Source organism: Shimia sp. MMG029 (assembly GCF_027947445.1).
GTDB lineage: Bacteria > Pseudomonadota > Alphaproteobacteria > Rhodobacterales > Rhodobacteraceae > Shimia.
On sequence record NZ_JAQJIM010000005.1, the window covers coordinates 1 to 14,222 of the forward strand.

Here is a 14,222-nt window from a genome sequence, read left to right on the forward strand (position 1 = left end):
GTTCACTCCTCATAGTTTGTCAAAGCCACCTAGGCAGCTCATCCGAATGCTCTCTCCGGTTTGATATATATTTGAGAGCGCCGGAAACAGAGCAAAATCGTCACGTTGTCGCGCTGCGACGTCGCGTATCAGCAATTTCACGTGACGTTGCGGGCAGGATTCTTGCTGCGTCGCAGAAAACTTACGTAAGGTGAGTTTGCGTCAACCGCAGCTCTGGCAGCATCAGGCGCTGCCGCTGCGGGTTTGATTCGCGCACCGCAGTCAGCGGTTTGCACCAGGCACCCAAAGCACGTCGTCTTTGCCGTTGTTGTTTGCCACACGTGACGCCACAAAGAACCAATCGCTGAGCCGGTTCAGATATGTCACCGCATCAGCATTCACGTCTTCATGTTGGGCCAGTTCCACGGTCAACCGTTCTGCACGGCGGGCAACCGTGCGACAGACGTGAAGATGTGCAGCCAGTGCGGAGCCACCGGGCAACACAAAGCTGCGCAGAGGTTCAAGAGCCGCGTTCATCGCGTCGATTTCTTGTTCCAGCCGCTCTACCTGACTGGCGGCCATGCGCAGAGGTGGGTACTCGGCTTGGGCATCTTTTTCCATGTCCGGGCGGCAGAGATCGGCGCCCAGATCAAAGAGATCATTCTGGATTCGCATCAAGGCGGCATCCATGTCGCCGCTGGCGTGCAACCGTGCCACACCCAGCGCTGCATTGAGTTCGTCAGATGTGCCATAGGCAGACACGCGGCCGTCGTATTTTGCGACGCGGTCGCCATTGCCAAGCGCTGTTGTGCCTTTGTCGCCTGTGCGCGTGTAGATTTTGTTGAGCACTACCATGTCGTCATCCCCCTTGACGCAGCCAAACAAATGCGAGGATCAGCAGCACCGCAACAAATTGGGCTCCGATGCGCAGGCGCATGATCTTGTTGGCATATTTTTTATTGAATTCACCGCCTTTTGCGAAGCCACCAACGCCCACCATCAGGACGATAAGAACGCCAAAACAAGCGATTGCTGCAACCCAGAATAGGGGATCATTGGCCATGACACTGCTCCTCGTTTGTCAGGTGGTTCTGTGTAGACGCTTTGCCTGCGAAAAAGAACCATAATCGCAAATACGCAGGATCAGCCTTTTGCGATCACCCAGTCGAGCGCTTTTGTGGGGAGAAGGCGGCGCAAGGCGTACATGAAATGGGCGGGTTTGGTCACACGGTAGCGCGCCTTTGGACGCGGGGCCTCAAGTGCATGGATCACTTTGTCGCAGACCGCGGAGGCTGGCAGTTCGAACCGATCCAGGCTCTGTTCCTTTTCAGTGAACCGTTGCACGAGGCCTTTGCGGTAGACTGCGCTGTGAGGGGAATTCTCCCAGTCAATCCATTCAAAGAATTGCTTGGCACTGTTTGTTCGAATACTGGAGGTGATGGGGCCTGGTTCTATTAAGATGACGTCGATGGGGGTGTCGCGCAATTCTATGCGGAGGCAGTCGCTCCAGCCTTCGAGTGCGAATTTTGACGCCACATAAGAGGCGCGATAGCGCAGGCCGACATACCCAAGCACGGAAGAATTGTTGACGATGCGCCCGTACCCCTGCGCGCGCATGATGGGAAGAACCTGTCTGGTGAGTTCGTGCCAGCCAATCAGGTTGCTTTCCATGATTTTGCGGAAGCCTGCGGCTGGCAGATCTTCGACCGCGCCGGGCAGGCCGCGGGCGCCATTGTTAAACAGCGCCTCCAAGGTGCCGCCGGTGGCGGCCAAAACTTCAGAAAGGCCTTTTGTGATGGAGGCCTCATCACAATAGTCGATGCGTGGGCTTTCAAAGCCTTCTGCTGTGAGGCGATCGCAGTCTTCTTGTGTGCGGCAGCTTGCAAAAACACGCCAGCCTTGGGCGCGCATGCGGTGTGCTGCAGCCAGACCAATGCCGCTTGAACAGCCGGTGATCAAAAGGGATTTTTGGCTCATGGATCTGCCCCGCACGATGCGTTTACTCTGCGGGGCAAGGTAGGGTGTTTGACTGCATGCGCAAGGGCTCTGTGGGGTGCTCAGGCGTTTAGTTGGCGGCTGTTACCATGCGGGCCGCCATCCAGCCAATTTGGCCTGTTTCGGTATCGCGCAGCTTCAACCAGCCGCCATTGTTCTGATCGAGCACTTCGACAGGGCGACCGCGATCCAGAACGGTGACCACACCAAAGGATGTGCCCGGACCTGCGCGCATGTTCACGCGCGTGGCGCGCACCTCTCTCAGGTCGCGCGCCACAGTTGGCTGAACTTCAGCGGAAGCCGGGATTGCGGTGTCTTCAATGGCCGTCAGCGCCACGGCGGGGGTCAGATCAAACACAGGTGTTCCTGGGGTCGCAAATGATGTCAGCCCGGTGGCAAGCGAGGAGACGTTTACTACAGGTTGTGTTGAAGTGGAGGAAATCGCGCTTGATTCGGGCGCAGGTTTGGGTGCGGGATTCGCAGCTGACACCACCTGTGTCTCGGTCGAAAGTGATGCGGATTGCGTGACCTTCACGATGGGCAGCTGTTCTGTAACTGCGGGGTGCGCGTCTTTCACGGCAAGCACCTCATCAACCTTAGAAACAGGGCTTTGCGCGACGCGTTTGGACTTAGGTACAAAATCTGCACCGCCGCTTAGCTCCCAAAAAGACCATGCCATGAGACCAAGGCTCACAACGACAAACTTATTCATAACGTTAACCTTCGAAAGAAAATGGCTGCGCTTTCTGCGCGGCTCAAATTGTTTTTTCAGAAATAAATCTGGGGATATCATAGCACGTCCTGCAAAAAACGGCGAGGGCCCCTGCGCATGTGCTTTACCGTGCGCACGCCAAAAGCTATCACCCATGCATGACTGATCTGATTGATGACGACGAGCTCCCCATCCAGAATGTGACCGAGCCGCTGCGGCGCGCGATTGGCGACCGCTATCTGACCTATGCGCTGAGCACGATTATGCACCGCGCCCTGCCAGATGCGCGCGATGGGTTGAAGCCGGTACACCGCCGAATCCTTTATGCGATGCGTGAGCTGAAGCTGTCTGCGACGGGTGGCTTCCGCAAGTCTGCGAAAATTTCCGGCGACGTGATGGGCAACTATCACCCGCATGGCGATGCGGCGATTTATGATGCGATGGCGCGTCTGGCGCAGGACTTCAACGTGCGCTATCCGCTGGTGGACGGGCAGGGCAACTTTGGCAACATCGACGGGGATAACCCGGCGGCGAGCCGATATACAGAGGCGCGGATGACCTCGGTGGCGGAGGCGCTGCTGGAGGGCCTTAATGAAGACGCCGTTGATTTTCGGGAGAATTATGACGGTACCCTGCGCGAGCCCGTTGTGCTTCCGGCGACCTTCCCGAACCTTTTGGCCAATGGGGCCAGCGGCATCGCGGTGGGGATGGCGACCAACATTCCGCCCCATAACATCAGCGAGCTGTGTGACGCCTGCCTGCATATGATCAAGACGCCGGATGTGCGCGATGATACGTTGCTGAATTACGTGCCAGGGCCGGATTTCCCAACGGGTGGCGTGATTGTGGAGCCGGCGGAAAATATCGCGCAGGCCTATCGCACCGGGCGCGGTTCTTTCCGGTTGCGCTGTAAATGGGAGAAGGAAGATCTGGGCCGTGGGCAGTGGCAGATCGTGGTCACCGAGATCCCCTATCAGGTGCAAAAATCCAAGCTGATCGAAAAGCTCGCCGAGCTGATCCAGACCAAGAAAGTGCCTATTCTTGCGGATGTCCGCGATGAATCCGCCGATGACATTCGGTTGGTTTTGGAGCCGCGCAGCAAGAATGTAGAGCCCGATGTTCTGATGAACATGCTTTACCGCAGCAGCGATCTGGAGATCAAATTCTCTCTGAATATGAACGTCTTGATTGATGGGGTGACACCAAAAGTCTGCTCCATGAAAGAGGTTCTGCGCGCATTTCTGGATTTCCGCCGTGAGGTGTTGATCCGCCGTTCGACGCACCGGATGGAGAAAATCGACCATCGTCTGGAAGTGTTGGAAGGCTTCATCATTGCGTTCCTCAATCTGGACCGGGTGATTGACATCATTCGCTATGATGATGCGCCCAAACAGGCGTTGATGGCGGAGAACTGGGATCTGGAGCATGCCCGCGCCACCAGCGAGAAGGACTATAAGTCGCCGCTGCCTGGCAGTGGCGTGAGCCAGCTGACCGAGGTGCAGGCAGAGGCGATTCTGAACATGCGCCTGCGCAGCTTGCGCCGTTTGGAAGAGCTGGAGCTGATCCGGGAGCGGGACGCGCTGCAAGAAGAGCGCGCTGGCATCGTTGCACTTCTTGGCAGTGAAGACTTGCAGTGGGATCGCATTTCAGAGCAACTCAAAGAAGCCAAGAAAACCTTTGGCAAGGGCTATGAGGGTGGCGCGCGGCGCACCGTTTTCGCCGAAGCCGCTGAGGTCGAGGAAGTGCCAATCGAGGCGATGATTGATCGTGAGCCGGTCACCATTGTGTGCTCTCAGATGGGCTGGATCCGGGCGATGTCGGGCCATATTGATCTGACCCGTGAGCTGAAATTCAAAGATGGCGACGGGCCGCGTTTTATCTTCCATGCGGAAACCACAGATCGACTTTTGATGTTTGGCAGCAACGGGCGGTTTTACACCCTGAGTGCGGCCAATTTGCCCGGCGGGCGCGGCATGGGGGAACCTGTGCGCCTGATGGTGGATCTGCCCAATGAGGCAGAAATCGTTGACATTTTTGTCCATGCACCGGAGCGCAAACTGATGGTGGCATCCACCGCAGGTGACGGCTTTGTGGTGCCGGAGAAGGATGTGATTGCCCAGACTCGGACTGGCAAACAGGTGTTGAATGTCAAAGACGACGTGAAGGCGATGATCTGCAAACCTGTGGATGGGGATCACGTGGCTGTTGTGTCAAAGAACTCACGCTTCCTTGTGTTCCCGGTGGATGAGCTGCCCGAGCTTGGCAGGGGCAAAGGTGTGCGCCTGCAGAAATACAACATGGCGCGTGGCCGTCAGGGCACATTGGAGCTGGATGGTGGCTTGTCCGATATCACCACATTTAAGTGGGAAGACGGTCTGACATGGTCGATGGGCAACAGTGGCAAGACGCGTCATGAGCCTGATTTGACCGAATGGCTGGCCAAGCGCGCTGGGGTTGGCAAGAAGCCGCCATATGGGTTCCCCAAAGACAACAAATTCAAATAAATGCGGGGGCCTTTGGCCCCCGTTTTCGATTTCTTCAGTGCGCTTAGGCCAGACGTGCGTGATCCATTTGATCCAGGTGGTCTGACACAGCCTGCGCTGGGGTCCTTTCGGCGAGCGCCCGGAGCATGAACGCTGCCTGCGTTTCCGGGGCCATACCGCCGACCGGTGGATCGCGGTCCAGATTGGTCGGGAATGCGTAGCCTTCTGCAGTTGCGGCAATTGTGGCGGCAAGTTCTGCGTCGGTCAGGGTGTTTGTGGCTTGGGCTTGCAGCAGGTGGGGGTACAGCAATTTACACATTTTCAGCCTGTCCACGCTTTCCATTGCACGCCCAAAAGCCGAGGAGACTTGCAATAGGTTTGCGAAACGATGGATGGAATCGGTGATGTTCTCTCCTGCGGCGTGAAACAGCGCGGGGTTGAAGAACATGGCATCTCCTTTTGACAGGGGCAATTGCACATAGCGCTCTTCAAACAGGGCGCGGAAGTCGGGGCGACGCCAGGCGGTGTATCCAGGTTTGTAGGCTTGCGAGAACGGCAGCAGTTTTGTTGGGCCGCTTTCCAGAGGCATGTCGCAATGGGCGATCGCGCCCTGCAACGTCAAGATTGGGGAAACCTCGTGAACATGCGCTGGATAAGCGGCGCAGACCTCTGCGGATTGAAACCCGAGGTGATAGTCGCGGTGCGCTTGTTGGGCGGCGCCACCGGGGTGCACCAGATTGACCTGCGCCGTCATCTGATAGTTCGGTCCCAGCCATGCCTCACACACCGCCGCAATCGCCGTGTTGCAGAAGTAATTCAGATAAACGGAGGGGGCGGCCTCACATAGTTTTTGCAACGCGTTCCAAACGCGGTCATTGGCCCCGGAGGCGGCAAAGTGATCACCCCGCCCGCCAGCGCTTTGTTTTTCGCTGGCGATGATTTCTTCGTAGACAGTTGTTGCCTGATCGAGCGCTGACGTGTCTGCGTACGCGTGTTTTAGCGCGACGACACCGGCGCCGTTGCGTATGACGTGCGCCCATTCGGATTTCAGAGCGCGACATGCCTCTGGATTTGCGAGGTGTGTTCGCAAGACGCGCATGTCGTAGATTGGAATATTCTTTTCTACCGATGAGGCATGCGGCACGTCGTCTGGATGTGTCGTCTGCGCAATCAAGGCTGTAAATTCAGACAATTTGCAAGCGTCAGTGTCGTAGTAGGCGTCTGTTTGGATGCTGCTTGGCATTTTGTTTCCTCCCGTGTTGCAGCCAAGGTAGGCGGCGCTGTACTTGTGTGGTGGGCGAAAACACATCAAAAACGCATCAATGACACATCGTTTTCCCATAAAAGAGATCGCCCGGCAGGCGGGGCTTGGACCGGCCACCATTGATCGGGTTTTGAACAATCGTGCGCATGTGAGCCCGCAGACTCGACTGCGTGTGAAAGCCGCGATTGAAGAGCTGGAAGCGCAGGAGGCGCAGCTTACGGCGCGCGGGCGACGCTTGTTTTTTGATTTTGTTGTTGAGGCCCCCGCCCGTTTCAGTCGGGAAATCAAAGCTGCCACAGAGTCTGTGCTGCCCGAGATAGGGGGGGCTGTGTGTCGGCCTCGTTTTACGTTGCAGGAGATGATGGAGCCGCAGGATGTTGTTGCCATTTTGCGGCGTATTGCCAAGCGGGGCAGTGACGGGGTGGTCTTGAAGGTGCGCGACACGCCAAATATCAGAGAGGCTCTGGCTTTGTTGCGCAGTACTGAAATCCCCGTTGTCACATTGGTGACAGACATCACCGGGGGGGATCGGCAGGCCTATGTTGGGGTGGATAATGCCGGGGCTGGGTGCACAGCAGCCTATCTGATGGCACATGTGCTTCAGGGCGGCACAGGCACAATTCTGGCAACGCGTAGTCATGAAGGCTTTTCAGGAGAAGAAGCGCGAGAAGAGGCGTTTCAGGTGGCCCTTGCGGTGCGGTGCCCTGAACTGAAGATCGTATCGCTTCAGGGGGGCAGCGGTGTGGATGTTGGCACAAGCAGGCTGTTGGCTGATCGGCTGAGCGAGCTTGGCGCGTTGCGTGGCGTTTACTCCATGGGTGGGGGCAATCGCGCCATTCTGAGCGTGTTGGGCGCGCAGGGGCTGCACCCGGAAGTCTATGTCGCGCATGATCTGGATCGTGAAAATCGCGACTTGCTGTGCGCACGCAGGCTCAGCTTTGTGTTGCACCATGATCTGAGGTCAGACATCAGAAATGCGTTCAAAGTTTTTCTGTCACATCATCGGCTGAGCGTAGATTTTGTGGCTCCTGCTGTTTCGACGGTTCAGGTGCTCACACCGGAAAATGTTCCGGAACTCCCCACGCTGTGACGCGATGCGTCAGATCCAGCGCGCATGGCGCTGTGACAGATGGCGCACGCGCGCCCGGACAGTTTCAGAGAGCGCGCCGCGACTGGGCGGATCTTGCAACGTTTGCAGCCAAGATACGGGGGGATTTTTCCCACGTGAATTTCTTCGAAATTCCAGAGATCTGAGGATCTGTACGGCGTCTGGCGGGAGGCGCGCTGGAATGTCCTTACCTGTGAGGATCCCCCAAAGCCCTGTCCACAGGCGGCCAACAGTCCAGGGATTGTAGCCGCCCCCTCCGAGAACCAAAAGCCTTGGTGCGATGCCAATCAGCGCTGTCAGGATTTGCCAATGCGCATTGTTTGAAAGGCAGAGGTGTGAGAGCGGGTCATCACGGACACCGTCGGCGCCGCATTGCAACACGATTGCCTCAGGGCGAAATGCCGTGACTTGCGGCAACAGAAGGGAGTCTCGCACCAAAGCCATGTCATCATCGTGAAACCCGCGCGGCACAGGTAAATTGATGGCATTTCCGCCGGCGTTATCATCAAGCGTGCCGGTCTTTGGCCATAAGTTTTCTTCATGCACTGAGATCATGAGGCAGTCCGGATCGTGGGAAAACCCAACCGCGACCCCGTCGGGGTGGTGCGCGTCGATGTCTATGTAGGCGATCCTCTGTACACCATTGGCACGCAGGCTTTTCATGGCGAGCACGGGGTCATTCAAATAGCAAAACCCGTTTGCCTGTCCCGGCATGCCGTGATGCGTTCCGCCGCCGGGATTAAAGACCACGCCAGATTGCGCCAGCAAGTGGCCTGCCAGAATAGATCCACCTGCGGAGGTTGCTGGCCGTCGAAACATTTCTGAGAAAACGGGATTGGAAACGGTGCCCAGATTAAACCGGGCGCGTGACTCGGCAGTGACATGCTGTTGGTTTTCGGCGGCTTGCAATGCGGCGATATACTCAGGCGTGTGCCACGCTGTAAGAGCTTGCGGCTTGGCGCGGGGGGACGTGATGTATTGCTCCCGCGGGAGCCAGCCAAGGGCCCTTGAAAGATCCATGACGGTTGAGACACGTGGAATTCTCAGCGGGTGCCATTTTCCGTAAGACGACCCCCGGTATATTTCAGAGCCAATGAAGCGGGGGGAGCGTGGCGAATTGTGTATGTGATCCATTCCTTGATGCTGCGTCCGGTTGGGCCTGCTGGGGAGGATATACAGGATTGCGTGGCGCTGAAACCGGTGAAGATCGTGGGCGAGCGTTTGGTGCGCCCTGACCGATGGTAGACGACACGCGCTTTATAGAGCGCAGCACATACTTTCGATTTTTCCGAACAGAACTGCATCTCGTTACCCAAAGGGCGAGAGGAGTTTCTGATGGATCGTTCTGTACGTGTATGCCTTCGCGCAGTTACAGCAATTTTCGCAGCAAGCGCGGCCCTTGCTGCCGACAATGAGCTTTATGACGCGCCGCCGCCTGATGACGCTGCATTCATTCGATGGATTGAGCCGGATCATGCGCCAGAGGTCTTGGGTGTGCGGTCGCTTGGGGAGGCGGGGGATGTGTTTCATCCTGTCTCGGCCGCGAAGACAGACGGCGCACGGGCGGGTGTGTATTACACGGTGGCGCGTGATGCGCTGGGCCAAGTCGTGGTCATTGAGGAGCCAAAGCGTGTGGACCGATCAAAGGTCCTGTTGACGCTTGTGAATTTGTCAGAGTCGCCGGTGCGCCTGATCGTGCCGGATCAACATGTTGAGGTGGTTGGAAGCACGCCGCCCAACACGGCAGGGGGCCGTGCCGTCAATCCTGTGACTGCGTCGGTTGCCGTGTGGTCTGAGCGGAGCGGGGTGCTGGGCCGGTTTGAGCTGCAATTGCGGCGTGGGCAGAACGTGACGCTGGTGGCGCGACCTGAGAGTGCGGAGCTGATCGAAAACCAGTTTGGCGCAAATCTCGGCGGTTGATTATATGGTTTTTTCCGCCCCCATTTTTGTTTTTGGCTTTCTGCCGCTCTTTCTTGCTACCTATTATGTGGTGCCGAGATCCGCCAGAAACTGGCTGATCCTTTTGGCGTCCACGGTCTTTTACGCCTGGTGGCGTGCGGACGCGTTGCTCGTCCTCTATGCGATTGCAGGCGGCAGCTATTTCGCAGGACGTGTGGCAGCGAAAGCCCAATACGTGCGTCAAAAGATCTGGGCTGTCCGTCTTGGGGTGGCGTTTAATCTCGCGATTTTGGGCTGGTTTAAATACACGACATTTTTGTTGGGCAATCTCAACACCGCCTTGGGGGGCGATGCGCTGATTGTGCCAGAGATCCTTTTGCCCATCGGGTTGTCGTTTCTGACCTTTCAATCAATCAGCTATATCGTTGACGTGTCGCGAGGCGATACGCCGCCAGCCAGAAAGCTGTCCGATTTTCTGGCGTTTTCTTCTTTGTTCCCGCAGCTGATTGCGGGGCCGGTGCTGCGTTACAAGGACCTTGCACACCAGTTTGAGCAGCGGCGCCATTCGCGGGCGCTGTTTTTGCGTGGAGTCAGGCGTTTTGTGCATGGACTGGCCATGAAAGTGCTGGTGGCAGACAGTGTGGCGCCTTTGGCGGACAGGCTGTTCGCATTGCCTGATCCAACATTGGCAGAAGCCTGGCTGGGGGCGGTGGCCTATTCCGTGCAGCTCTTGTTTGATTTTGCGGGTTACTCTGCGATGGCGATTGGGCTTGGCCTGATGATTGGCTTTCATTTTCCAGAGAATTTCAATGCGCCTTATGTCAGCCGTTCGGTGACGGAGTTTTGGCGGCGCTGGCATATCAGCCTGTCGACTTGGTTGCGTGATTATCTTTATGTGCCGCTGGGCGGCAACCGCTGTGGCCCGCTCAAAACCTATCGAAATCTGCTTCTGACAATGCTGCTGGGCGGCATTTGGCATGGTGCGAACTGGACGTTTTTGATTTGGGGGGCGTGGCATGGTGGCCTGATGGCGATTGAGCGTGCCCTTGGCGCCAAGCGGCGTGAGAGCGTCTGGCCCAAGGCCATCGCATGGCCGTTGACCATGGTGTTTGTGATTGTTGGTTGGGTGATCTTTCGCGCAGAAACACTTGCGCAGGCGCTTCAGATGTATGCTGGCATGCTGGGGGTGAACGGCGTTGCGATGCGGCCTGAACTGGTGACGCTAACAGCCCCGAGTGAAATGCTGTTTCTGGCTGTCGGGCTCTGCATTTCCATTGCGCCAGCGCTTTGCCTGCCACGATGGAAACCTATGCCAGCCCTGAAATCTGCGGTGCTGTCTATGCTGTGTTTTGTCGTTCTGCAGGCGCGTACGGACAGCCCCTTTCTTTACTTTCAGTTTTAGGGATCTTGGGCATGCAAGTGAAAGCAGACACAATTTGCACCATAGGCATTGCGACGCTGATGCTGGTGCTTTCGGTGACGGCATTTTCCCGCACTGATATTGATGATCCAACTCAAGGGTGGGCAAATGGCAGCTATCAGCGCGGGTTTGAAACCCGGTTTGAGCGATCCATTCCTGCCCATGAAAACGCGATCGCACTTTGGGCTGCGGCCAAGTGGCTGATCTTTCGGGAACCTGCGGGAGGGGCCGTTGCCGGTGCGGAGGATTGGCTCTTTACCGCGGAGGAATTTCAGGAGCCTGTTGAGAGGCGCGACCTCGCGGCGGAGTTGGCGCGGGTCTCTGATGTTTTGGCCCGCGAAGGAATGGCGCTTGTTCCTGTTGTTGTGCCTGACAAAGCCCGAATGCAGGCCTTTCGCTTGCGGCGAGGGCGGTCAGAAGGGTTTGATCAACGTTATGCGCGTGCGCTGACAACAATTTCGGCTTTGGGATTGCCTGTTGTGGATTTGCGCCCTGCTCTGAGTTCTGAAGGCAGCTTTATGCGCACCGACACGCATTGGTCGCCCGCAGGTGCGCAACGCGCTGCTGAGGCGATTGCGGAGGCGCTGGGCGAACTGGATCTCCCTCAGGTGGATGTGCAGACCGTCGCATTTGGGGAGAGCCGCTTTGAGGGGGACTTGTTGACGTTCGTGGCGACAGGCCGGTTGCGCGAGGTGGTTGGACCGTCGCCAGAAATGATCGCGCGCTACGAGACCAGTGTTGCTGTCGCGGGCGGCTTGTTTGGGGAGGCAAACATCCCGGTTGCGCTGGTGGGAACGAGTTTTTCAGCGAGATCAGACTTTCACTTTGAGGGGTTTCTCAAGCAAGCGCTGCAGTTGGATATTCTGAATGTGAGCCGTGTCGGGCAGGGGCCCTTCGTTCCGATGGATGCGTTCCTTGAGAACCGCGCGGCGTATTCCTCGCTCCCGTCCATCGTTGTTTGGGAGATCCCTGAGAGATTTTTGACAACCAGGAGAGATTTTCCATGAAACAGTTATGCTATTTGATGGCGTCATTCTTGGCAGCCGGTGCGGCGCAGGCGGCGCCCTACTGCGAAGCCTTGTTGGACAAGGATATGCTGCCAAAGAAAATCGCCAAAGTGGCTCCGGTTTATAGCGACGCAGACAGCGGGTGGATTTTCACACAGGATCAATTGAAGGACCGCTACGATATGAAATCGACGTCGCGCCAATTGGTGCAAGCGATTGTTGCGGAGTTTGGCAAGCGAGATGTACATTTGGCAATCCTGATGGCACCGCCTCGCCCTGTGATTGCAGGGCAGCAGGTGCTTGATGCGGCGATGGGTGGCCGTCAGTATGATGTGGCCGCGGCGCAGATTTCTTTTGATGCCTTGATCAGCGAGTTGGCCAATGCGGGTGCGATCGTGCCGAACTTATCTGAGGAAGCGCTTGCGCATACAAATCGGCAGGATCCGTTTTATTTTCGCAGGGATACACATTGGACCACCACAGGGGCTGCAATCAGTGCGTTGGCTTTGGCTCAGGCGACCAACGCCGCCGTTCCAGGTCTGTTCCCGAATGACGGGAAACTGGCGGAGCAAGATTTGGTGATCGCAGGCCAGATTGAGGAAGAGGGCGCCCTTGCTGACGTCGTCCGCACAACATGCGGCACGTCGGTGCAAGTGGAGACCGCTGCCACCTTTGACTTGTCGCGCGCAGGCGGTTTGTTGGACACATCTCTGCAAGCGCCCTCCATTGCCTTGGTTGGGAGCAGTTTTTCCAATCGGTACAAACGGGACCACTATCGCGTCGCCGACGCGCTTGCGTTTGCGTTTGATCGTGATGTGGAGAATTTTTCCGTTTCCGGTGGCGGGCCGATCGGCGCGATCGAGGCCTATGTGTTGTCCGGCGCGTTGGATCAGAAGCGGCATGCGCTGGTGATTTGGGAAATACCATATACCGAAAGCTTCAATTCTCCCTCGTTTCTCAGGCAACTGTTGGGCGCGTTGCGGCGGGACGAGGTGGATGAGAAGCCCGCTCAAGTCATGATTGGGGCCTCAAGCACGACTGTACGCCCGGCTGAGGGGGTGTCCGTCTCAGGGATAGAAGTGGTCGCCGAAGATATTGGCAAGCAGAGCTTCAATATGGAGGTGCGGTTTGACAATGGATCAAAATCCAAGGTCTATCTGGGGCGCAGGAGCGCTGTGCCCGTTGGTATGCGGGCGTCCAAGTTGTTGAGCAATTTTTCGTTTTTTGGAGACCGTCAACCTGTTGAGATTGTGGTCACACCTGCAAAGGGCGCGCGTATTGCGCAGATCTCGGTGTATTGACTGGTGGAGCAGTATGGCCAGAAACACGTTCCCGGCCATACGATATACCGTTGTGCGATTAGAGAGAAATCGCTTTGCCTGTGCGCAAAGATTCAAGTGCAGCATCCGCCAGGCGCAGTGCGTCGAGCCCGTCTTGCCCGTTTGGCGAGATTGCCGCGCCATCATTGAGTGCCGCCATGAAGGCATTCAACTCTGCCGCGTAGGCATCAATGTAGCGAGTCATGAAGAAGTCATGCAGGGTGGGCCGGGTGTAGCCGTCAGCGGTGGCAACCTCGATGCTGACAGGGCGTTGGTTTTCCGCTTGTACCATTCCGTTTGAACCGTGCACTTCGATACGTTGATCATAGCCATAGGTGGCACGGCGCGAGTTTAGGATGGTCGCCTGCTTGCCGGATGCGGTTGTGAGCACGACGGTTGCGGTGTCGTAATCGTCCAGCTCCCGAATGCTCGGATCCACGAGAGCCGCTGCGGTGGCATAGACTTGAACGACCTCTTCACCCAGCAAGAAACGCGCCATGTCAAAATCATGGATTGTCATATCGCGGAAGATACCGCCTGAGACGCCGATGTATTCATGCGGTGGCAGGCCCGGATCGCGAGATGTGATGGTGATCTGTTCGACCGTGCCAATGTCACCAGCGTCGATTGTTGCCTTCAGAGCGCCGAAATGTGGATCAAAGCGGCGGTTGAAACCAATCATCAATTTGGCGTCTTGTTCGGTCACCGTTTTGAGGCATGCGCGCACACGTTCAGCGCTCAGATCCACCGGTTTTTCGCAGAAAATGGCTTTCCCAGCTTTGGCAAACCGCTCAATAAGATCGGCATGTGTGTCTGTGGGGGTGCAGATGATCACCGCATCGATATCGGTCGCAGTCTCAATCGTTTCGATGTCGCGAATGTCTGCGCCGTAGGTGTCTGCCAATTTTTTTGCAGCTTCTTCAAAGACATCCATCACGGCGACAAGTTGTGCCTTTGGATTTGCGCCAACCGCACGTGCGTGGACTTGGCCAATCCGCCCGGCTCCCAAAATTGCAATACGTAGTGTCATGGTCAC

13 protein-coding genes are annotated in these 14,222 nt (G+C 56.9%); 6 read left to right on the forward strand and 7 right to left on the reverse strand.

The features are described from left to right. Positions 1-261 precede the first annotated feature (261 nt). From PJL69_RS12800 to PJL69_RS12815, 4 genes are all read right to left on the reverse strand, one after another. Positions 262-834, reverse strand: coding sequence for a cob(I)yrinic acid a,c-diamide adenosyltransferase (locus PJL69_RS12800; RefSeq protein ID WP_271310005.1), 573 nt, complete (start codon positions 832-834; stop codon positions 262-264). 4 nt (positions 835-838) lie between these two features. Beyond that, complete coding sequence (locus tag PJL69_RS12805; RefSeq protein ID WP_209101479.1) at positions 839-1,042, reverse strand: twin transmembrane helix small protein; 204 nt, start codon at positions 1,040-1,042, stop codon at positions 839-841. Between the two features lie 80 nt (positions 1,043-1,122). Next, a complete protein-coding gene (locus PJL69_RS12810; protein WP_271310006.1) occupies positions 1,123-1,956 on the reverse strand; it encodes an SDR family NAD(P)-dependent oxidoreductase in 834 nt (277 codons plus the stop codon). 88 nt (positions 1,957-2,044) lie between these two features. Beyond that, the gene (locus PJL69_RS12815; protein ID WP_271310007.1) at positions 2,045-2,686 is read right to left on the reverse strand and encodes an SH3 domain-containing protein; all 642 of its coding nucleotides are present in this window, start codon (positions 2,684-2,686) and stop codon (positions 2,045-2,047) included. A gap of 158 nt (positions 2,687-2,844) precedes the next feature. On the opposite strand from PJL69_RS12815, the gene PJL69_RS12820 reads away from it, so the two are divergent. After that, positions 2,845-5,190, forward strand: coding sequence for a DNA topoisomerase IV subunit A (locus PJL69_RS12820; RefSeq protein ID WP_271310008.1), 2,346 nt, complete (start codon positions 2,845-2,847; stop codon positions 5,188-5,190). A gap of 43 nt (positions 5,191-5,233) precedes the next feature. Here PJL69_RS12820 and PJL69_RS12825 read toward each other — a convergent pair whose 3' ends face one another. Next, on the reverse strand, positions 5,234-6,412 hold the full coding sequence (locus PJL69_RS12825; RefSeq protein ID WP_271310009.1) for a phytanoyl-CoA dioxygenase family protein: 1,179 nt from the start codon (positions 6,410-6,412) through the stop codon (positions 5,234-5,236). A gap of 79 nt (positions 6,413-6,491) precedes the next feature. On the opposite strand from PJL69_RS12825, the gene PJL69_RS12830 reads away from it, so the two are divergent. Then, positions 6,492-7,523, forward strand: a complete 1,032-nt coding sequence (locus PJL69_RS12830; RefSeq protein WP_271310010.1) for a LacI family DNA-binding transcriptional regulator — start codon at positions 6,492-6,494, stop codon at positions 7,521-7,523. A gap of 9 nt (positions 7,524-7,532) precedes the next feature. On the opposite strand, the gene PJL69_RS12835 is transcribed toward PJL69_RS12830, so the two are convergent. Further along, the gene (locus PJL69_RS12835) at positions 7,533-8,675 is read right to left on the reverse strand and encodes an acetoin utilization protein AcuC (protein ID WP_271310011.1); all 1,143 of its coding nucleotides are present in this window, start codon (positions 8,673-8,675) and stop codon (positions 7,533-7,535) included. A gap of 201 nt (positions 8,676-8,876) precedes the next feature. Between PJL69_RS12835 and PJL69_RS12840 the strand changes: the two genes are divergently transcribed. Genes PJL69_RS12840 through PJL69_RS12855 form a run of 4 tightly spaced genes read left to right on the forward strand, consistent with a single transcriptional unit; the run spans position 8,877 to position 13,168 of the window. Beyond that, complete coding sequence (locus PJL69_RS12840) at positions 8,877-9,461, forward strand: alginate O-acetyltransferase AlgF (protein ID WP_271310012.1); 585 nt, start codon at positions 8,877-8,879, stop codon at positions 9,459-9,461. A 4-nt stretch (positions 9,462-9,465) separates the two neighbouring features. Further along, positions 9,466-10,842 carry an MBOAT family O-acyltransferase gene (locus tag PJL69_RS12845; RefSeq protein WP_271310013.1) on the forward strand — a complete coding sequence of 459 codons (1,377 nt, stop codon included), beginning with the start codon at positions 9,466-9,468 and terminating at the stop codon, positions 10,840-10,842. Between the two features lie 11 nt (positions 10,843-10,853). Next, on the forward strand, positions 10,854-11,867 hold the full coding sequence (locus PJL69_RS12850) for an alginate O-acetyltransferase AlgX-related protein (protein ID WP_271310014.1): 1,014 nt from the start codon (positions 10,854-10,856) through the stop codon (positions 11,865-11,867). After that, on the forward strand, positions 11,864-13,168 hold the full coding sequence (locus tag PJL69_RS12855; protein ID WP_271310015.1) for an alginate O-acetyltransferase AlgX-related protein: 1,305 nt from the start codon (positions 11,864-11,866) through the stop codon (positions 13,166-13,168). Before PJL69_RS12850 ends, PJL69_RS12855 begins: the two co-directional genes overlap by 4 nt. A 58-nt stretch (positions 13,169-13,226) precedes the next feature. Here PJL69_RS12855 and iolG read toward each other — a convergent pair whose 3' ends face one another. Then, positions 13,227-14,216 (reverse strand): inositol 2-dehydrogenase, encoded by a 990-nt coding sequence (gene iolG, locus PJL69_RS12860; RefSeq protein WP_271310016.1) that lies wholly within the window; start codon positions 14,214-14,216, stop codon positions 13,227-13,229. Positions 14,217-14,222 lie beyond the last annotated feature (6 nt).

Excerpts from the sequence above, each read along its gene's own strand:
- PJL69_RS12840 (WP_271310012.1), top strand. The coding sequence starts at position 8,877 with ATGGATCGTTCTGTACGTGTATGCCTTCGCGCAGTTACAGCAATTTTC.
- PJL69_RS12820 (WP_271310008.1), top strand. The coding sequence starts at position 2,845 with ATGACTGATCTGATTGATGACGACGAGCTCCCCATCCAGAATGTGACC.
- PJL69_RS12800 (WP_271310005.1), bottom strand. The coding sequence starts at position 834 with ATGGTAGTGCTCAACAAAATCTACACGCGCACAGGCGACAAAGGCACA.
- PJL69_RS12850 (WP_271310014.1), top strand. The coding sequence starts at position 10,854 with ATGCAAGTGAAAGCAGACACAATTTGCACCATAGGCATTGCGACGCTG.
- PJL69_RS12830 (WP_271310010.1), top strand. The coding sequence starts at position 6,492 with ATGACACATCGTTTTCCCATAAAAGAGATCGCCCGGCAGGCGGGGCTT.
- PJL69_RS12845 (WP_271310013.1), top strand. The coding sequence starts at position 9,466 with ATGGTTTTTTCCGCCCCCATTTTTGTTTTTGGCTTTCTGCCGCTCTTT.
- PJL69_RS12855 (WP_271310015.1), top strand. The coding sequence starts at position 11,864 with ATGAAACAGTTATGCTATTTGATGGCGTCATTCTTGGCAGCCGGTGCG.
- PJL69_RS12825 (WP_271310009.1), bottom strand. The coding sequence starts at position 6,412 with ATGCCAAGCAGCATCCAAACAGACGCCTACTACGACACTGACGCTTGC.
- iolG (WP_271310016.1), bottom strand. The coding sequence starts at position 14,216 with ATGACACTACGTATTGCAATTTTGGGAGCCGGGCGGATTGGCCAAGTC.
- PJL69_RS12805 (WP_209101479.1), bottom strand. The coding sequence starts at position 1,042 with ATGGCCAATGATCCCCTATTCTGGGTTGCAGCAATCGCTTGTTTTGGC.
- PJL69_RS12815 (WP_271310007.1), bottom strand. The coding sequence starts at position 2,686 with ATGAATAAGTTTGTCGTTGTGAGCCTTGGTCTCATGGCATGGTCTTTT.
- PJL69_RS12810 (WP_271310006.1), bottom strand. The coding sequence starts at position 1,956 with ATGAGCCAAAAATCCCTTTTGATCACCGGCTGTTCAAGCGGCATTGGT.
- PJL69_RS12835 (WP_271310011.1), bottom strand. The coding sequence starts at position 8,675 with ATGGATCACATACACAATTCGCCACGCTCCCCCCGCTTCATTGGCTCT.